We start from the raw sequence: 19,556 nt of genomic DNA, 5'->3' as shown, positions 1-19,556 counted from the left end.
CAGGGACGGCAGCCCCTTAGCGTCGGACGATTGACCTCAAGAGCCTCAATGCTACCGACAGTGAGGCCATGTCATCGGCCTCGAGCGCATTGACCTCATCAAACATTGACTTCGCCCGGCCCAGCTGCTCCGCGTTCTGGCCCTCCCAGACCGCAAGACGCTCCTCGGCGGGAGTCCCGGCCGGCGTGCACTCGAGCACCGCCGTCGTCATGTCCGAGACGGTGGAGTAGAGGTCATCACGCAGGGCTGCGCGGGCCAGGGCCTGCCAGCGGTCCTCCCTCGGCAGCTTGGTGATGCGTTCGAGCAGGGAATCTGCATGGAAGCGGTTGAAGACCGTGTAGTACACGTGGGCAATATCGGCCACGGATTCCTTGCTGCCGTGGACGATCTTGGCGATGTCCAGGAGCACGAAGCTCTCGAACAGTTCCGCCCAGCGGTGTGCCAGGTCTTCCGGAAGGTCCCAGCTGCGCGCCTTCTCCAGCCATTCGGCCACGCGGGCGCGGTCGTCACCCCGGAGGTAGTCGAGCAGCCGGGCCCGCATGGGATCCATCAGCGGTTTGAATTCGGCCACGATCTCGGCGATCGGACGGGACGCCGACCCCTGGCCGAGGAGCCACCGGACGGCGCGGTCCAGCAGCCGCCGGATGTCCAGGTGGACGGTGCTCCAGTGTTCGGTCGGGAACGACGCCGGCAGTTCGTTGAGTTCCTTGACCATGATGTCGAGCTCGTAGACCTCGCGGAGGGCCACGAACGCCTTGGCGACGGCGGCCTCCGTGGCCGAGGTTTCCTCGATGGCACGGAACGCGAAGGTGATGCCGCCGAGGTTGATCATGTCGTTGGCAACCACGGTCGCGATGATCTCCCGGCGCAGCGGGTGGGTGTCCAGTTCGGCGTCGAACCTCTCCCGCAGCTGCTCCGGGAAGTAGGCCCGCAGCGTCATGCGGAACCACGGGTCATCGGCGAGGTCGCTGTCGCGCAAAGCGGTGGCAAGTTCGATCTTGGCGTAGGCGGCCAGGACCGACAGCTCCGGGGAGGTCAGCCCCTGGCCCTGTTCCAGGCGCTCGCGCAGCGTGTCCGTGGTGGGCAGGGCCTCGAGGTCCCGCTTGAGGTCCGCCGACTTTTCCAGCCAGTCCATCAGCCGTTCGTAGCTCGGGCTCCATTCGGAAACCCGCATCCGGTCGTTGAGGAGCAGGATGTTCTGGTCGATGTTGTCCTCGAGCACCAGCCGGCCGACCTCGTCGGTCATGGAGGCCAGGAAGTCCGCACGCTCGGCGGGCTCAAGCTTGCCTGCCGCCACCATCCGGTCCACGAAGATCTTGATGTTGACCTCGTGGTCCGAGCAGTCGACGCCGGCCGAGTTGTCGATCGCGTCCGTGTTGAGGATGACGCCCTGCAGCGCGGCCTCGATGCGTCCGCGCTGGGTCATCCCCAGGTTTCCGCCTTCCCCAACCACCTTGACCCGCAGTTCGCGGCCGTCAACGCGGATGGCGTCATTGGCCTTGTCGCCGACCTCGGCATTCGTTTCGGTGCTGGCCTTGACGTAGGTGCCGATGCCGCCGTTGTAGAGCAGGTCGGCCGGGGCGAGGAGGATGGCGCGCAGTAGCTCCGGCGGGCTGAGTTCTGTGGTGCCCTCCGGGAGGCCGAGGGCGGTCCGGATCTGCGCGGACACGGGGATCGACTTGGCCTGCCGGGCAAAGACGCCGCCGCCTTCGCTGATGAGCGATTTGTCGTAGTCATCCCAGGAGGACCGGGGCAGTTCGAAGAGCCGCTGGCGTTCCGCGTAGGACGTTGCCTCGTTAGGGGTGGGGTCGAGGAAAATGTGCCGGTGGTCGAAGGCAGCCAGCAGGCGGATGTGCTTGGAGAGCAGCATGCCGTTGCCGAACACGTCGCCGGACATGTCGCCGACGCCCACCACGGTGAAGGGCTCGGCCTGGGTGTCGAGGTCCAGTTCGCTGAAGTGGCGCTTGACCGACTCCCACGCGCCGCGGGCGGTGATGCCCATGGCCTTGTGGTCGTAGCCGACGGAGCCGCCGGAGGCGAAGGCGTCGCCGAGCCAGAACCCGTATTCGCCGGCCAGTCCGTTGGCGATGTCGGAGAATGACGCCGTACCCTTGTCGGCCGCGACCACAAGGTAGGAATCGTCGTCGTCATGGCGCACGACGTCGGCCGGGGGCCGGACGGTTTCGCCCTCGGGCGTCACGATCAGGTTGTCCGTGATGTCCAGGAGTCCGCGGATGAACGTTTTGTAGCTCTCAACACCTTCGGCCATCCAGGCGCTGCGGTCTGCCGCGGGGTCCGGGAGCTGCTTGGCGTAGAAGCCGCCCTTGGCGCCCGTCGGAACAATGACGGCGTTCTTGACGGTCTGCGCCTTCACCAGGCCCAGGATTTCAGTGCGGAAGTCCTCGCGCCGGTCCGACCAGCGCAGGCCGCCGCGGGCCACCTTGCCGAAGCGCAGGTGCACGCCCTCGACCCGGGGCGAGTAGACCCAGATCTCGAACATCGGCCGCGGGAAGGGCAGGCCCCCGATCAGGGACGGATCCAGTTTGAAGCTCAGGTGGGGCTTGTTCTGGAAGTAGTTCGTGCGGAGCGTGGCCTGGATCAGGTTCTTGAACGTGCGCAGCAGGCGGTCGGCATCGAGGGTCGCGACCTGCTCGATCGCTGCATCCAGTCCGGCGAGGACCTCTACCTCCCTGAGCACGCGGTCGGAGTCGCTGAGCGCCGGGTCGAACCGCGCTGTGAACAGGGCGCTGAGTCCCCGGGTGACGTCCGGGTTCGCCAGCAGGGTGTCAGCCAGGAATCCGAAGGAGTTGGTGTTGCCCATTTGCCGCATGTACTTGGCGTAAGCGCGCAGTACGACAACCTGGCGCCAGTGCATGCCCTCCCGCAGTACCAGCCGGTCGAAGCTGTCGGATTCCACGGCGCCGGTCACGGCGGCGCCGAAGAACTCGCCCAGCAGCTGGCCGGTGGCTTGGGGATCCACGCCGGCGGGGTACTTGAGGCCGAGGTCGTAGAGGAAGAAGTCCCGGTGATCCGCGGTCTCGATCTCGAACGGGCGTTCGTCCAGGACCTCGAGGCCGAGGTTGTGGAAGTACGGCAGGATCTGGCTCAGGCTCTTCGGCTCCAGCATGTAGAGCTTGACGCGGGCGTCCTCTTCCAGTGTGGCTCCGGCGCCGTCGGGGAGGTACACGTGGACGCCCGGGTGCTCCTTGACGGCTTCGCCGGCCCGTTCGGCCGCGGCACCGTACTTTTCGAAGCGGTCGATGTCCTGCAGCGCGTCTTCGATCTCGTAGTCCACCCGGTATCCGGCCGGGAACGCCTCGGCCCAGACCGCTGCCAGTTCCTTGGCGCCGTCCTCCTTGGTGCCGCCGTCGCCGCGGGCGCGCAGAACTTCGGAAATGCCTTCGCCCCAGGAACGGGCGGCCCGGACCAGCCGCTTCTCCAGTTCGTCGCTGTTGACATTGCTGACGTCGGCGTCCTTGGGCAGCCGGATCCGGAAGAAGAGGCGGGCCAGAGCGGACTCTGTCATGCGCGCCTCATAGTCGATGGAGACGGCGTTGAAGGTCTCCCGCAGTTCCTGCTCAATGCGCAGGCGGACGTTGGTGGTGTAGCGGTCGCGGGGCAGGTAGACGACGGCGGACATGAAGCGGCCGTAGATGTCGGGGCGGAGGAAGAGCCGCGTCCGGCGGCGTTCCTGCAGCCGCTGGATGCCGGTGGCGATGGCGGCGAGGTCCGGGATTTCGATCTGGAAGAGCTCATCGCGCGGATAGGTTTCAAGGATGCCGAGGAGGTCCTTGCCCGAGTGCGAGTCCGGCGGGAAGCCGGCGTCGCTGAGAACAGCGGCGACTTTCTCCCGGACTACGGGGATATCGCGGACGGAACCGGCGTAGGCGGTTGTGGCGAACAGGCCGATGAAGCGGCGTTCGCCGTTGACGTTGCCGGCCGCGTCGAAGCTTTTAACGCCGATGTAGTCCAGGTACGCCGGGCGGTGCACGGTGGAGCGGGAGTTCGCCTTCGTGATCACGAGTGCGCGCTTCTCGCGGGCCTTCTTCCGGCCGGCCTCGGTGAGGTGCTGGACCTGGCGGGTGTCCGCGCCGGCGCGGAGCAGGCCGAGGCCGCTTTCCTCGCGCAGTTCCAGGACATCCTCGCCGGATTCGTTCACGAGGTCGTATTCGCGGTAGCCGAGGAAGGTGAAGTTCCCGTCATCGAGCCAGCGGAGCAGGTCCTGGGCCTGGCGCAGCTCGGCAATCTGCGCCCGGTTGGCCACCCGGTCCAGATCCGCGGAAATTTCAAGGGCTTTCGTGCGCATCTTCGGCCAGTCTTCGACGGCGGCGCGGACGTCGCCAAGCACGCGGGAGATTCCCTTGACCAGCTCCGCGCGCTTCTCCTCGCCGACGAGGTCGATCTCGACGGCGATCCAGGATTCCATGTGCGAGGCGTTGTCGCCCTCGGCGATCAGGTGGGAGAGGTTCGGCATGGCCGCCGTGTCACCGCTGGAGATGCCCAGGTGGGAGGGGACGCGGGCCACCTTGACGAGGTTGCCCGTCTCCCGGTTGCGGGTCACCACGAAAAGCGGGTGCAGCACGAGGTGGATGGGCGCGTTCTGGCGGACCAGCTCGGCGTTGACGGAGTCCACGAGGAAGGGCATATCGTCGGTGACGATGTACAGGACGCTGCAGTCTGCCTCGTCACGAAGGTCGATGTTCGCGATGCCCGGCTTCCGCGTCGCCGCGATCTGGCGGTGGGTTTCGGTCCTTGCCGTCAGGACTTCCTGGGGATAGGCCCGGAAATCCTCCTCCGCGAGGTGCTCGTAGTAATCCCCGAGGTAGCTTTCGCTGCTACCGATCGAAACGGGCTGATCCTCCACGCTGGACCCAGACGACATCGAAACGCCTCCATAAAAGAAGTTCACAGCCGCCTCTTTGCGGCCCTTACGTTGACCCTAACCCTTTGCCCGGCGTCGTGCTGTGGAAGAAAAGACAAAGGATTTCTTATTTCGCTGGGCAGGTGCACAAACCAAAATGGCGATCGCGTGCCTCAACTCGGATTCAGGGGCGGATTCGAGCAAAAGTGCCCCGGACAGGAGGGCGGCGTCGCTCGCCGCGGGGTCGGACGGCAGGAACGCCGACAACGGCGCCGAGGGGCCGTACCGCTCCCAGGCGGCCCGCAGCTGGCGTTCGGGCGAGCGCCCAACGGCGGAGGTCCTGACTTTGTTCAGGACCACTTGCGGCGCCGCCTGCGGGACGGCCGCCCGAAGCTCGGCGAGGCCGCGGACGAGCCTCGGCACCCCGATGGAGTCCGCCGCCCCGACGGCAAAGACCGTGTCGGCCAGCTCCAGGCTTCGCAGGGTCGCGGCGTTGCGGCGCGGCGCGCCACTGTCAAAGCCAATCTCGTCATCGGCTTCGAGGCAGAAGCCGGTGTCCACCACAGTGACATCCGCAATCTCCCGGGCCCGCTCCAGCACCAGTGTGAGGGCCGCGGCGCGCAGTTCCGTCCAGCGGTCCGCCCGCGTAATCCCGGTGAGCACCCGCAGCGCGCCGGCCTTGGTCGGCACGGTCGTGGCGATCCTGAGCAGGGCATCGGCGTCAAGCAGGCCCTGGTCTGCCAGCCGGCAGGCCTGGGCCAGCCCGGCGGCCTCGTCAAGCAGACCCAGGAGGGCGGCCACGCTGGCACCGTAGCTGTCGGCGTCGACCAGCAGCACGGAATGGCCTTCCGCGGCCAGCTCCCCCGCGATGTTGGCGGCCACCAGGGTCCGGCCCGGCGCGCCGGCCGGACCCCAGACCGCAATGATCCGACCCTTCGCGCCTGGGCTTGCGGTGACGGTGTGCGCCCCGGAAGACCGCGGCACCTGCCCTGCGGCGGCGACGGGCGCGGCGCCGTCACCCGCGGCCGGTCCCGGGCCCTCTCCGGTGCCACTGAGCTGCGCCACCGCTGCGGAAATCCGGGCCGCCAGGGCCGCGGCGTCAACGGCCCGGGCTTCCGCTGCCACGCCAATGGTCCGCAGGCGGACAATTTCCTCCGGATTGTCGGTCAAGGCGATGACGACGACGCCGACGGCGGACAGCCGGTCCACCAGCGAGGCCGTCAGCTCTTCGCTGCCGGCCGCTACGACGGCGGCGCGGGCCAACCCGCTCTGGCAGGCGGCCAGCAGTTCCGCCAGCTCGCTGCACCGCCGGACAACGGACACGGGCCCGTGCAGCCGCTCCAGTCCGCCGACCAGGTCATCGCGGGAGTCCCCCACAGTCACCACGGGAATGCTCATCGCGAGGTACCGCCCGGGTTCCACACGACCGCGATCTTTGCTTTGTTGGCCTGGGCCCCCAGCAACTTGGGCATCTGGGCGTCGGGAACGAGCACCATGACCACCGTGGAACGTGAGGAGCCCAGGGCTGTGCTGCCCGGGGTGATCTGGGCAATTTCGGCGCCGGAGAGGAGCAGGGAGGGCTCGCTGAAGCCGTTGCGGGTATCCGGCAACGCCACCCAGACATCCACGCGCGAGCCCGCCACGGCCTGGGCGGGAAGGGTCTCCTCGACGGTGACAGCCACGGGCTTGCGGTCTAGCCCGTCGAGCTGCCCGACACTCTCACGCGGCAGCAGCTGGTCCTTGCCGATCCGCTGCACGGCCACAAGTCCGGCATCCAGGCCGGCCTCCGGGGTCAGGTAGTGCTGTTCCACTTCGCCGAGCCGCACCTTGACCCGGTGCAGCTTGTCAGTTGTCAGCGTCTCGCCGACGGCGATCGGCTCCCGCGCCGCGTACGCTTCCGTGGTCTGGTCCGCGGCGCCGACCAGCGAGACCACGCCAACGACGGATGCCAGGACCAGCAGGATTCCGACGAGGAGCCGGGGGTCTTTCCAGGACGGCCTTTTCAAACGGGCCCCTTCGGCTGCCGCGCTTCCACTCATGCGTCCGCTCCCCCTGTCGTCGCCGTCCATTCCCGGATGCCGGGCACCCCTATTGTTGCGCCCGGGCCGCCCGGGTGGAAGATCCGGGACCAAACAGGCGCAAACTGTGGATAACGGCACCAGTAGGCCTCAACGGTGGCAAAATGGATTCATGCCCCGATTCCTGACTCTCGCTGACGTTGCCGAGCAGCTCCAGATCAACTCTCCGGCCGCCTACGCGCTCGTTCGCAGCGGAGAGCTGAAGGCAATCCAGGTGGGCGGACGCGGCCAGTGGCGCGTCGAGGAGAAGATGCTCGAGCAGTACATCCAGGAGCGCTATGCCGAGGCCAGCCGCATGATCGAAGAGGCCAAGGCGAAGTCCGCCGGAAGCTGAACCAGGCGGGCTGACTAGCCGCCCGCGGCACCTACGGACCTGATGCCCGCGAGGGCGCCGAAGGGGATGGCAATCACCTGCCGGGCGTTCGCCGGAGGCCGTTCCCCGCCGTCCCGTGTCACGGCCAGGTCCAGGAAGTCCCTGCCGACCGTGTCGATGATGCCGTGGAGCCCCGCATCTGCCCTCCCGTGACCGGCAAAGATCGTCACCCGTGCACGGTTCCTGGCGAGTCCCCGGAGGGCGCTGCCCAAACCGAGCCGCCGGCGGACGATTGACGGCTCGGAGACCGCCACCCGCGAAAGACCCCCATAGTGCGCGGCCGCGGCGTAGGGAATGAGTACCTGGTGTTGGGGCTCATCAAGGACCAGCGCCTCGCTGCCCGCGTGGCTCAGCACTCCCTCGAACACCCGCCCCAAGGACAAATGCACGCGGATACTGAGCCCGAGGGACCCGCGGAGCCGGTCCGCGAGCTGCACTCCCGCCGAGTCCACGAGTGCACGCTCGGCTATTTCAGCCTCTAATTCCAGCCGCTGGCGCGCGGCCAGCTGTGCCTCCATGTCCTCAAACAAGGCGTCCCACCGCATTGCGCCAGCGTAGGCGGCCCTCCCGCACTGGTCAATCCGAGGCCTCCCCTATCCACAGGCTCGGACTGCGTCTAGACAAACGGGGCACAAGAGGATCAGACTCAGTTAAACAGGCTTAAAAGTTATCAAATGGCATTAAACACTATCAAACGGTACACATTTCGACTGGAGGAACAGCCCATGGACCGGACAGTGACGCCGCAACCCGCGGACCGGCCCCTGCCCGTCCCCATGCCCAGACAAACAGTCCGGGCCGACGCCGCCATGGCCGCCGCCATCCTGTTGCTCGGGATCTTCCTCGCAGCTACGGGAAGTTTCCTGATTCAGCGCTGGCAGTCCGGCTCGGCACGCCGGCAGTCGCTGTCCTTCGAGGACCAGCTCGGGATCGTGGCAAATACAGCCGGGCTGATTGTCATCACCTGGTGGGTGATGTCGCTCGCTTTCGCCGTCGCGGCGGCACTGCTGGACCGCCTCGGCCGGACCCGCGCGGCGGCCGCCACGGGCCGGTTCAGCCCGGCGTTCATGCGGCGGCTGGTGCTCGCCGCCGTCGGACTGCAGCTGCTGACGGCGCCGCTGGCCAGCGCGGCCACTGCGCCTGGCGGGCCCGGACCGGAAAGACCCGGTCCGGCAGCGGTAGCGGCATCCTGGACTCCGTCACCCGGGGAGGCCTTGGCACCGGAGCCACACGGACCGGGAGCCGGTTCCGCGCTGGATCCGCGGTGGAAGCCGCTGAGCCCGATCGTGGATGCCGGACCGCTGGCTGCACGCCATGTGCGCACACAGGACTTCCCCGGCGCCCGCAGGGAGGTCACGGTCCGGTCCGGCGATTCGCTGTGGAGCATCGCCGCGGCCGCTCTGGGGCCGTTGGCTTCCGACGCCGACATCGCCAGAGAGTGGCCCCGGCTCTATGCGGGCAACCGCGACGCTATCGGAGCCGACCCGCACTTCCTGCGGCCCGGACAGGTCCTGGTCCTCCCGCCGCCGCGCTAGGGGCCGCCGCACCACAGGCCGGGCCGCAGCGCCGGCCCCGGCCCTGGCCCCGGCCCACCGAAGACCACAGGACAAGCCGGTCGGAAGATTCGCCCGGTTCCAGCCACCCGCACCAGCCGCAAGCCACCCGCACCAGCCATCAGCAAAGGAACCGTCATGAACGCAGTCACCGGGATCCGCTCAGCCGCGGCGACCCCCGTCCCGCATGCCCCCGCTCTCAGGGTTGTGTCCGGCACGGCTACACCACCGGCCAACCACGCCACTGCGGCCCCGCCGCCGCTGCGCGTTGTTGACGAGGCCCGAGAGATTTGTGCGATTTCCCGGAGCACCGTGCAGGCGGCGATCGAGGTGCTGGCCGGGACGCGGCCCGCACAGCAGCTCTCCCGGCGCCTGGACCCGCGCTGTCTGGCGGCCCTGCAGCACCGAGCCGCATTGACCCGCCGGGTTGCCTCCGGCAGCTCGCCGACGGCGGGCAGGCTGCACCGCAACCCGTCCGTCAGGTCCGTCCGGGCCTGCCGAGTGTCGGATGACGTCTACGAGGCCAGCGCCGTGGTGGTCGAGGAATCACGGGTTCGCGCGGTCGCGCTGCGGCTGGAGCGCGGCACGGCGGCCTGGCGCGTCACAGTGCTGGAGATCGGCTGAACGGCAGGGCCGGAGGCACAAAACAGGCAGAGAGTCCGCAGAAAACAGGCAGAAAGCCGGCAACAGACAGGCAGAGAACCGGCAGAAGCCAGTCGCCGCCGAGGGCAGCGACGGGCACGAACCTGCGGAACCGGGCCCGGTCTGCAAGGGAATGCCCGGCATGTGAGGGAAAGGAGGCGCAAACACGGAAGGACCGGAGCAAATGCTCCGGTCCTCCCGTGTTTGCGTCGTGCCTAGCGCCGCTTCTTCTTCGCAGCGCGGCGGCCGATGTCCTGCGCCGCGGCCTTGGCCGGGTTTCCCGAACGTCCGGAGACCTTCGCCTCGATCCGGGTCTGGGCGGCACCGTCCTCGCCAGGGGCGGTGTACTGCAGCTGCGCGGGTTTCTCCGGGGCTTCGAGCCCGGCGGCATGGATCTGCGGCTCGTGGTGTTCGGTGTGCTGGCCCTCGGCGTCCGCCACCACAACGTCTTCGGCCGGCGTCACTTCGACGTCGAGGTTGAACAGGAAGCCGACGCTCTCTTCGCGGATGGCCTCCATCATGGCCTGGAACATGATGAAGCCCTCGCGCTGGTACTCCACCAGGGGGTCACGCTGGGCCATGGCGCGCAGCCCGATGCCCTCCTTGAGATAGTCCATCTCGTAGAGGTGTTCCTGCCACTTGCGCCCGATGACGGAAAGGACCACCCGGCGCTCCAGTTCGCGCATGCTCTCGGAGCCAATCGCCTGCTCCCTGGCCTGGTAGACCAGACGGGCATCGGAAAGGATCTCTTCCCGGAGGAACTCGGTCGTGATCCGGGACTTGCCGCCGGCCTCGTCAATGACGTCGCGAGGGGTGAAGCTCACGGGGTACAGGGTCTTGAGGTTGGACCACAGGAGGTTGAAGTCCCAGTCGTCGCCGGTGCCCTCGGCTGTAGCTTCGTCGATGAAGGCGTTGATGGTGTCTTCCAGGAAGTACTGGACCTTCTCGTGGAGGTCATCGCCTTCGAGGATGCGGCGCCGGTCGCCGTAGATTGCCTCGCGCTGGCGGTTCAGGACGTCGTCGTACTTCAGCACGTTCTTGCGCTGTTCGGCGTTGCGGCCTTCCACCTGGCCCTGGGCCGAGGCGATGGCGCGCGAGACGAGCTTGGATTCGAGTGCGACGTCGTCGGGCACCGAGCTGTTCATGAGCCGTTCGGCTGCGCCGGAGTTGAACAGGCGCATCAGATCATCGGTCAGCGAGAGGTAGAACCGGGACTCGCCGGGGTCGCCCTGGCGTCCGGAACGGCCGCGGAGCTGGTTGTCGATGCGGCGGGACTCGTGCCTTTCGGTGCCGAGCACGTAGAGTCCGCCCAGGTTCAGGACTTCCTCGTGTTCGTCCTTGACGGACTGCTTGGCGGATTCGAACACCTCGGGCCACGCGGCCTCGTATTCCTCGGAGTTCTCCTCCGGGTCCAGGCCGCGCTTGGCCATTTCGGCGACGGCGGTGAATTCCGCGTTGCCGCCGAGCATGATGTCGGTACCGCGGCCGGCCATGTTGGTCGCGACTGTGACGGCGGCCTTGCGGCCGGCCTGGGCCACGATGGACGCTTCACGGGCATGGTTCTTGGCGTTCAGGACCTCGTGCCGGACGCCTTCCTTGGCCAGCAGCCGGGAGAGGTATTCGCTCTTCTCGACGCTGGTGGTGCCGACGAGGACAGGCTGGCCGTTTTCGTGGCGTTCGGCGATGTCCTTGACGACTGCGTCGAATTTGACGGTCTCGTTCTTGTAGACAAGGTCGGCCTGGTCGATCCGTGTCATGTCGCGGTTGGTCGGGATGGCAACGACGCCGAGCTTGTAGGTGCTCATGAACTCGGCGGCCTCGGTCTCGGCCGTGCCGGTCATGCCCGCGAGCTTGTCGTACATGCGGAAGTAGTTCTGCAGCGTCACGGTGGCGAGCGTCTGGTTCTCGGCCTTGATCTCGACGCCTTCCTTGGCTTCGATGGCCTGGTGCATGCCTTCGTTGTAGCGGCGGCCGGCGAGAATGCGGCCGGTGTGCTCATCGACGATCAGCACCTCGCCGTCGAGGATGACGTAGTCCTTGTCGCGCTTGAACAGCTCCTTGGCCTTGATGGCGTTGTTCAGGAAGCCGATCAGGGGCGTATTGGCGGACTCGTAGAGGTTGTGGATGCCGAGGTAGTCCTCGACCTTTTCAATGCCGGCCTCGAGGACACCGACGGTACGCTTCTTCTCATCGACCTCGTAGTCAGTCTCGGCCTGCAGGCGTGTGACCACCTTGGCGAATTCGCTGTACCAGCGGTTGGTGTCCCCCTGGGCCGGACCGGAGATGATGAGCGGGGTGCGTGCCTCGTCGATGAGGATCGAGTCCACTTCGTCGACGATGGCGAAATGGTGGCCGCGCTGGACCAGTTCCGAGCTGTCCCACGCCATGTTGTCGCGCAGGTAGTCGAAGCCGAATTCGTTGTTCGTTCCGTACGTGATGTCCGCGGCGTACTGTTCGCGGCGCAGCGCAGGGTCCTGGTTGGAGAGGATGCAGCCGCTGGTGAGGCCGAGGAAACGGTACACGCGGCCCATGAGGTCTGACTGGTATTCGGCGAGGTAGTCGTTCACGGTGACGACGTGGACGCCCTTGCCGGTGAGGGCGTTGAGGTAGGCCGGAGCGGTGGCCACCAGGGTCTTGCCTTCACCGGTCTTCATTTCCGCGATGTTGCCCAGGTGCAGGGCGGCGCCGCCCATGAGCTGGACATCGAAGTGGCGCATGCCGAGGGTACGGGACGAGGCCTCGCGTACGGCCGCGAACGCTTCGGGCAGCAGATCGTCGAGCTTCTCGCCGGCCTGGTGGCGTTCGCGCAGCCGGTCAGTTTCTTCACGGAGCTCGGCGTCCGTGAAGGTCTGGAAGGAGCTCTCCAGGGCATTGATGGAATCGGCATAGTTCCGCAGTTGCCGCAGGGTTTTTTTGTCACCCGTGCGGAGAAGTTTTTCGATAAGTGATGCCACGTGAAGTTGCTCCCAGTCTCAAGCTGCCGAATTCTGGCGTGTTTAGTCTACGGGAGAGACGCAAGGCCGGTGGCGCCTGTTCCCTCACAGCGGATAGTGCGGTTTACCGGGCAGCCACGGCTTCGGCGAGCGCCGGCGCAAGGTTCCCCGTTGGCGAGACAACTACGTCGTCCAGTCCCAGCCACTCTGCCATGAGCTGCAGTTCCGCGGCGAGTTCGACGGCGGTGTCCTCCGGCGCGCCGGGTTCGGCGTGGGCGGCCCTGGCCAGGAGCCGCCCGCCGGCCCGGTCCGCTTTGAGGTCGACCCGTGCGACGATCGCGTCGCGGAGCAGGAACGGCAGGACGTAGTAGCCGTACTTCCGCTTCGGCTCGGGCGTGTAGATCTCGATCCGGTAGTGGAATCCGAAGAGCTCCTCGAGCCGCCGGCGTTCGAACACGAGGGAGTCGAAGGGGCTCAGGAGCGCCCGGCCGGTGGCCGAGCGCGGCAGTTTCGCCTCCACGTGGCGGTACAGGGGCCGGTCCCAGCCGGATACCGTGACCGGCTGCAGCCGGCCGCTGTCCACGAGGTTCCGGACGGCGACGGCGGCGTCCTTCTGCGGTGTCCGGAAGTAGTCGGCGAAGCATCGCACCGTCCCTATACCGTGGGCCTGGGCCGCGGCGTCGATCAGCCGGTCCATGGCCGCGGCCGCATCCGGTTCGGGTGCCACCGCTTCCTTGCCCGGTCCGGGGAGCACCCGGGCGGTGAGGGTGTAGCGCCGTTCGAAGGAGTCGGTCCGCGAGGATGCGGAGACAAGGCCCTCTTCGAAGAGATGTTCCAGCACCCTTTTGACGGCGTTCCAGTTCCAGCCCCAGTTGTCCCGCTGCTGGTCTTCCACGTGGCCTAGCCGGGCTGTCAGTTCGGCGGCGGTCAGCGGCTTCCCGCCGGCCAGGGTTTCCAGGACCTTGGCCGCCACCCCGTTGCGCAGTTCGGGGTCCATCGCGTGCGCGCCCACCCATTTGCGGCTCTGCCACTGCACGAGATCGTGGAAATGGTCCGGGCGGATGAAGCAGGCTTCGTGGGCCCAGTACTCCATCATCCGGCGCGGGTGGGTCCCCGCCATGCGCGCCAGGATGGTGCGGTCGTAGTTGCCGAGCCGCGAGAAGAAGGGCAGGAAGTGGCTGCGGGACACCACATTGACGGAGTCGATCTGAACCAGGTGCAGCCGGGCAAAGGTACGGCCCACCCCCCGTGCACTCACGGGTCCGGCGGGCCGTTCCTTCTCCAGTCCCTGGGCTGCCAACGCGATCCGCCGTGCCTGTGCCAGGCTCAGCGATGCTTGCACGTTAGTCCCTTCGTCGGAAAAGTCTGCACCAGCTTATGCGCTGGCGGGCTCATCCTCTGAACGGTAGGCCAGGATTTTGTCTTCCAGACTCGAATGTCCGGGCTCGCACGTCTGGTCCAGGGAGATGACCCCGTAGGTCCAGCCGTCACGGCGGTAGACGACCGACGGCGCCTTGGTCTCCTTGTCCACGAAAAGATAGAAGTCGTGACCCACAAGTTCCATGTTGTCGACGGCGTCATCGAGGGTGAGCTGGGACGCGGCGAACACCTTCCGGCGGATCAGTACAGGCGAGTCGCCGGCCGGAATATCGTTCTCGACCTCATACGGCGACTTCTCTGCCGCCGTCGCCTGGGTCTCCTGCTGCTGCGCCGCCTCCACATAGAGGGGTTCGCTGGGGCTGGCCGGCTCCAGGGCTGCCGTCGCCTCGGTGACGGACTTCGGGGTATGCCGGCCGTGGTGGACCTTTCTGCGGTCCCTGGCCCTGCGGAGGCGTTCAAGAAGCTTGTTGTAAGCGAGATCGAACGCAGCGAACTTGTCGGCGGCACTCGCTTCTGCGCGGATTACTGGGCCGCGTCCCAGGACTGTCAGCTCAACCGTGAGCGATTCGGCGGTCTGGCGGGCTTTGGTCTCTTTGGTGACCTTCGCGTCTACCCTCTGGACCTTGTCTCCCAACGACGCGATCTTTGAGATCTTGTCGTCGGCATATTCGCGGAACCGGTCTGAGACCGTCAAGTTGCGTCCGCTGATCATGAACTCCATGGTGCCCTCCAAATGACTTCGGTGACACGACGGCGGTACTTCCCGGGGGCCGATCTGACTGACAGTCGAGCCCCTTTCCGAGCCGCTATCGACAGGTACATCTGTTCTTGGTACCCATCTTCGACGTTAGTTCATAGACACCTGTTATTCATCCTTTTACGGTTTATTTTTTTAGCTCCCACCGATCATCCGCGCCGCCGCGGGGATGGCGGCGCCGACATCGGCGGCGGCCGGCGGGCGTGTCGCGGCCAGCACGACGGCGCCGCTGACAATGGCCCCCGCGGCCCGGAGCGCACGGGCCGCCTCCGCCAGGGTGGCGCCGGTGGTCAGCACGTCATCGACGATGATGCAGACACGTCCTTCGACTCGCGCAGGCCACCGACCGGACCTGGCCCGCATGGATCCGCGCACGCGCCGGGCGCGCTCACCCCGGCCCAATCCCTTCTGTCCGCCGGACAGGGAGCCGGCCCCTGTGGGGCCGTCCCGCAACCGGCCCCACAGGGGCAAAGCCGGCGGTTTCGTGTTCCGCGCGGGCGGCACGGATTTCCGCAGCGCGTCCGCGACGGTGAACCCTGGGATTTCGTCCCCGCGGACGAGCCGGCGGAGCAGGATATGGACGGGGCTGAAGCCCCGCCTGCGGTAAGCGGCGGCGCTCGTGGGCACGGGGACGAGGACGAGTCCCTGCCCGGGCCCGGACGCGGCGTGGAGGGCGCGCGCCAGTCCCCGGGCCAGCTCGGCGCCCAGCCGGGCCTGCCCGTGGCTTTTGAAGGACAGCAGGCACTGCGCCAGCTCGGCCCGGTATGGCCCGGCCGCCACCACGGGCAGCAGCACGGAGCCGTCCATGTCCATCAGGGCCGGAGCCTGGGCCTCTGCCCGGAACGGCCGGAGCGTCAGCAGGCGCAGCTTACGGGAGCACGCGCCGCAGAGTGCCGAGTCCTCCGCCCCGCAGCAGACGCAGTCCACTGGAATGGCCAGGGCGAGCACCTCAGCCGCCGCTTCGGCTGTCCGGTCGCCCAGCCTCGCCAGCGGCCACGCGTAGCTCCCGCGGTGTCGCGCCGCCCTGGCCGCGGCCGGGGCAAGGTCAGGGTCCGCTGCCGGGACCCGGGTGGTGTGGCTGCCCATCCTCCGATCCTGGACCGGGTGCGCCCCCCGTAGTAGCCCGGCGGGCCGCTATGTGGACAACACCCCGGCCGGAACCTTCGCGGAACCTTCACCGGATCCGGGTGACGGCCGCACCGCCGTCGTCGTCGCCGTTGTCCGAGGGCGCCGGTCAGCCGGGGAACGAGGGGACGCCGGTCAGCCGGGGAACGAGGGGTCGATGGGGCCCTTGAGCTGCGGTGACCAGCCGTTGCCCAGCCGCTGGAAGATCCCTTCCGCGGACTGGCCGTAGATCTCGGCCGGTCCGTTGCCCGCGCTGAGGGCCGTCAGCCCAGGCCACGGCGCCAGCTGCTGCGGCTGTGCCGAGGTCAGCGACAACAGCTCGGGGGTGACGGCATCGCTGGCGGAGGCCTTCATGACCGCGACTGTGGTGTCATCCACCCAGACCCCTTGGTCCGGATCCCGGGGGGTCAGGAGCGTCAGGGGCACGGTCAGGTCCCTCGGGGTGCCGTCCGCGTTCCGGATGATCCCGGTGATCTGGACCTTGCTCTTGCCGTTCTGCTGCGAAATGACGAGGGCCCGCGTGCCGTCCCGGGAAATCCGGAACTCCTTCACCGTCCGGCCCGCGAGCCATCCCGGCGACAGGGTCACGGTGGGTACGCTGGCGTTCTCCGCCACACCGACCGGCCGGTAGGCCACCACCTCGGTGGCGCCGCCGGCACCCGGCCCGGCAGTCCAGACCCAGTCATAGCGGCCGAACGAAGGCCGGGACAGCGCGGCCCGCGTGGTCAGCGCCCTGGCGGGCTGGCCCGGAACGATCGAGTACAGCGTGGTGCGGGCGGCGTTCAGGAACGCGGCCGCCTGCGACTCGGTGGACTCCGCAGGCGCCCGGGGTGAGAGGGCTGCGACGGACCGGACGTCCGGGAGCGGTGAAATCCTGTTGTTTTCGTACCGGACCAGGTCATTGTTGCTGACGGCGATCTGGTAAGCCGGGACGCTTTCGTCCTGGACCGGAGGCAGGACCGTGCCGTTGTCCTCGACGCGCACCAGGTCCTGGTTGGCCCGGAGCTCAACGTTGATCACATCCGGCTGGCTGCGGAACGTCAGGGCAAGCTGCGTCTGCATCCGCAGCCGGTCCTCGTTGGAGGCCTCGACCAGGTCCTTGGCGGTGAGATCCACCTGCGCGGCGCCGGACACCACGGGCACTGATTCGCGGGCCAGCTTGATGCCTGAAGGGAACGCGCTGACGACGGCGCCCTTGAGGTAGGGGGCGGGTCCGCCCAGGAGCGCGCTCGTCATGGCTTTGACGGTCTTCTTGCGGATGAACCACCGGACGTCGGGCACTGCGTAGGTGAACGTGGGGTCGTAGAAGTAGATCGGGAACGCGCCGTAAATGACCTTGAAGGTTTCTTCCGGAATGGCCGTGCCGTCAGGAAGATCGGAGATTCGCCATTCGCCGTCCACCTGGGTCACGGTGACGGGTATGTTTTCGGTGGTGCCCTCGGGAAGCTGCGTGGCCACGCCGTCGGCGTCCACCGAATAGGCGAGGTCGAGCTGGTAGTTGAAGACATTTTCGACGCCGGTGGCCACCACCGTGGCCTTGCGGAACACGAGCGCCCGCTGGTCCGGCTTCCACGTCACCGACGAACCCTGGGTGAGGTACTGCCGGGCCACGGCGTAGTCGTCCTCGTAGCCGCTGCCGGCGAGGTAGAAGTCTTCGATCACCGCTTCGGGTCCGGCGCCGGGACGCGGCGCGGCCGGAAAGAAGACCGGGGCGTTCGGGTTTCCCGCACTCTCGTCCGTGCTCTTGCCCACCGGCCCCGAGCGCGGAATCTGGGCGCACGAGGTCAACAGAAGCAGGATGAGCGCCAGCAGCGCAGCCCCCACGCGGGTAAACCTGCCCGAAACCCCACTCATGCCCTGCCCTCCGTCCCGGTCCCCCGGGGGCCGGCCGGGCCGCCGTCCGGGATAGCCCCGCCGGCGGCACCGCTGCCGCCGTCGTCAGAAAAGTCGTCATCGAAGCCGTCTGCGAATCCGTCCGAGGAACCCTCAACACCGGTCCCGCGGCCCGCGGTCCGGAGCGGGTCCAGCAACACCACGGTGCGCTGGCGGCCTGCCTCGGGGAGCCCGACGTTGACCGGTTCGAGCTGGAGCGGGGACCTGGTGATCGGCTCGTCGCGGCGCAGGGGAAGGGTCAGGCGGAAGTTCGACCCTTCTCCCTTGCTCCCCCAGGCCTGCAGCCAGCCGTCGTGGAGCTTGGTGTCCTCGGCGGCAATGGACAGTCCCAGCCCGCTGCCGCCCGTGGTGCGGGCCCGGGCCGGATCGGCGCGCCAGAAGCGGTCGAAGACGCGCGCCGCCTCAGCCGGGGTCATGCCGATTCCGTGATCCCGTACGGCCACGGCCACGGCGGTGCCGCTGGCGGCCACGGAAACGTTGACCGGCCGGCCCTCGCCGTGTTCGAGGGCGTTCAGAATCAGGTTGCGCAGGATCCGGTCGATCCTGCGGTCGTCCATGTCGACAATGACGCTGCCGGCCGGGGCGTTGAGGGTGACGGCGGACCCGTATTCGGCGGCGACGGGCGCCACCCCCTCGATGACATGCGCGACAAGCTGGACGATGTCGGTGGGCTCGGCGTCCAGGGTGGCGGCGCCGGCGTCAAAGCGGGAGATTTCCAGCAGGTCCGCCAGGAGCGACTGGAAGCGTTCCACCTGGTTGTACAGCAGCTCCGCGGAGCGCTTGTTGATGGGGTCGAAGTCCTCGCGGGCGTCATAAAGGACTTCGGCGGCCATGCGCACCGTGGTGAGCGGGGTGCGGAGCTCGTGGGAGACATCGGAGACGAACCGCTGCTGCATCTGGGACAGCGTGGCCAGCTGGGTGATTTGTTCCTGGAGGCTTGCGGCCATGTGGTTGAACGACGCGCCGAGGCGGGCAACCTCGTCCTCGCCTTTGACCACCATGCGCTCCTGCAGCTGGCCGGCGGCGAGCTTCTCGGAGACGACGGCGGCATGGCTGACCGGGCTGACCACGTTGCGGGTCACATACCAGGCGACGCCGCCGATCATGAGCACCAGCAGCGCGCCGCCGGCCAGCAGGACATTCTGGATCTCGTCGAGGGTCTTCTGCGCCGTGTTGAGGTCATAGATGAGGTAGAGCTCGTAGACGGTGCCGTTGAAGGTCACCTTGTTGCCGACGGCGATGCCGGGCCGGTCTTCGGTCCCTACAGGGAACTGGGTGGACGCCCAGTACTGGTCCTTGCCCGAGTCCTGCACAGCCTTGCGCAGGTCCGGGGGGATGACGCCGATGGTGAGTTGGTCCGAGGCCCGGGATTCAACCCAACGGTTGCGCGGCTTGGTCTGCTCCGGCATGGCCTCGAAGACGTAGCGCCGCTGGATCACGGATCCGCGGCCTTCGACCGCGTTCAGGGTGTCATAGACCAGGGTGATGACGCTGGACTGGTCGGTGACCTGGGCGCCGTCGAACGTGTCCTGGACCTGCTTGACGTTGTACCGCGTCTCCGATTCGGCCTGGGCGAGCCGTTCCTGGAACAGGTTGTTGGCGATCTGGTTGGACAAGTAGGCGCCCACCACCGCGAACGAGCCCATGGCCAGCATCAGCGTGGTCAGGACCGTCCGGAACTGCAGCGAACGCCGCCACTTCCGCTGTACCGCCCGGAGCAGGTACAGGATGCCGGGCCACAGGCGCTGCATCCCGGTGCGGACCAGCCGCGCGACCCGGACGCCAACGATCCTCGCGCGTTTGGCCCACAAACGGGTCCGGAAGGCCAGACGCCGCCACGGGCCCGGGCCGCCGCGGGGCGTTTCGGGCGCGCGGGGCATGGACGTCTCCGGCGATGAGGCCGCCGATGACTCTGCCGGCGGCGCGGATAACTCGGCCGACGGCGGCGCAGATGAGTCGGC

13 protein-coding genes are annotated in these 19,556 nt (G+C 67.7%); 3 read left to right on the top strand and 10 right to left on the bottom strand.

What is annotated here, in order from left to right; translation table 11 throughout:
* Nucleotides 1-16: 16 nt before the first annotated feature.
* From AC1DDH_RS07750 to AC1DDH_RS07740, 3 genes are read right to left on the bottom strand one after another with little or no spacing between them, the layout of a single operon-like run.
* Nucleotides 17-4,882: an NAD-glutamate dehydrogenase gene (locus AC1DDH_RS07750; protein WP_476955184.1), complete on the bottom strand. Its 4,866-nt coding sequence runs from the start codon at nucleotides 4,880-4,882 to the stop codon at nucleotides 17-19.
* 57 nt (nucleotides 4,883-4,939) lie between these two features.
* Nucleotides 4,940-6,259, bottom strand: a complete 1,320-nt coding sequence (locus tag AC1DDH_RS07745; protein ID WP_476955248.1) for a CpaE/TadZ family protein — start codon at nucleotides 6,257-6,259, stop codon at nucleotides 4,940-4,942.
* Nucleotides 6,256-6,900: a CpaB family protein gene (locus AC1DDH_RS07740; protein ID WP_230008166.1), complete on the bottom strand. Its 645-nt coding sequence runs from the start codon at nucleotides 6,898-6,900 to the stop codon at nucleotides 6,256-6,258. The genes AC1DDH_RS07745 and AC1DDH_RS07740 overlap by 4 nt, the downstream gene beginning before the upstream one ends.
* Nucleotides 6,901-7,051: 151 nt before the next feature.
* Between AC1DDH_RS07740 and AC1DDH_RS07735 the strand changes: the two genes are divergently transcribed.
* Complete coding sequence (locus AC1DDH_RS07735; protein ID WP_018775212.1) at nucleotides 7,052-7,273, top strand: helix-turn-helix domain-containing protein; 222 nt, start codon at nucleotides 7,052-7,054, stop codon at nucleotides 7,271-7,273.
* Nucleotides 7,274-7,287: 14 nt separating this feature from the next.
* Here AC1DDH_RS07735 and AC1DDH_RS07730 read toward each other — a convergent pair whose 3' ends face one another.
* The gene (locus AC1DDH_RS07730) at nucleotides 7,288-7,857 is read right to left on the bottom strand and encodes a hypothetical protein (protein ID WP_476946876.1); all 570 of its coding nucleotides are present in this window, start codon (nucleotides 7,855-7,857) and stop codon (nucleotides 7,288-7,290) included.
* Nucleotides 7,858-7,986: 129 nt separating this feature from the next.
* Here AC1DDH_RS07730 and AC1DDH_RS07725 point away from each other — a divergent pair, with 129 nt between their 5' ends.
* On the top strand, nucleotides 7,987-8,847 hold the full coding sequence (locus tag AC1DDH_RS07725; protein ID WP_476858878.1) for a LysM peptidoglycan-binding domain-containing protein: 861 nt from the start codon (nucleotides 7,987-7,989) through the stop codon (nucleotides 8,845-8,847).
* A 156-nt stretch (nucleotides 8,848-9,003) separates the two neighbouring features.
* A complete protein-coding gene (locus AC1DDH_RS07720; RefSeq protein WP_230008799.1) occupies nucleotides 9,004-9,489 on the top strand; it encodes an Rv3235 family protein in 486 nt (161 codons plus the stop codon).
* A gap of 233 nt (nucleotides 9,490-9,722) precedes the next feature.
* On the opposite strand, the gene secA is transcribed toward AC1DDH_RS07720, so the two are convergent.
* The 6 genes from secA to mtrB form a co-directional block, all read right to left on the bottom strand.
* A complete protein-coding gene (secA, locus tag AC1DDH_RS07715) occupies nucleotides 9,723-12,461 on the bottom strand; it encodes a preprotein translocase subunit SecA (RefSeq protein WP_028276005.1) in 2,739 nt (912 codons plus the stop codon).
* A 103-nt stretch (nucleotides 12,462-12,564) separates the two neighbouring features.
* Nucleotides 12,565-13,782, bottom strand: coding sequence for a winged helix-turn-helix domain-containing protein (locus tag AC1DDH_RS07710; protein WP_476955183.1), 1,218 nt, complete (start codon nucleotides 13,780-13,782; stop codon nucleotides 12,565-12,567).
* Between the two features lie 33 nt (nucleotides 13,783-13,815).
* A complete protein-coding gene (gene hpf / locus AC1DDH_RS07705) occupies nucleotides 13,816-14,541 on the bottom strand; it encodes a ribosome hibernation-promoting factor, HPF/YfiA family (protein WP_028276003.1) in 726 nt (241 codons plus the stop codon).
* 171 nt (nucleotides 14,542-14,712) lie between these two features.
* Complete coding sequence (locus AC1DDH_RS07700) at nucleotides 14,713-15,663, bottom strand: ComF family protein (protein WP_476955182.1); 951 nt, start codon at nucleotides 15,661-15,663, stop codon at nucleotides 14,713-14,715.
* A 174-nt stretch (nucleotides 15,664-15,837) separates the two neighbouring features.
* Nucleotides 15,838-17,556 carry an LpqB family beta-propeller domain-containing protein gene (locus AC1DDH_RS07695; protein ID WP_476858881.1) on the bottom strand — a complete coding sequence of 573 codons (1,719 nt, stop codon included), beginning with the start codon at nucleotides 17,554-17,556 and terminating at the stop codon, nucleotides 15,838-15,840.
* On the bottom strand, nucleotides 17,553-19,475 hold the full coding sequence (gene mtrB, locus AC1DDH_RS07690) for an MtrAB system histidine kinase MtrB (protein ID WP_476873213.1): 1,923 nt from the start codon (nucleotides 19,473-19,475) through the stop codon (nucleotides 17,553-17,555). The genes AC1DDH_RS07695 and mtrB overlap by 4 nt, the downstream gene beginning before the upstream one ends.
* Nucleotides 19,476-19,556 lie beyond the last annotated feature (81 nt).

The organism is Arthrobacter sp. 10T425, from assembly GCF_056393985.1.
The sequence above is the reverse complement of the archived record's forward strand: the minus strand, read 5'-3'. Positions and strand labels throughout refer to the sequence as shown.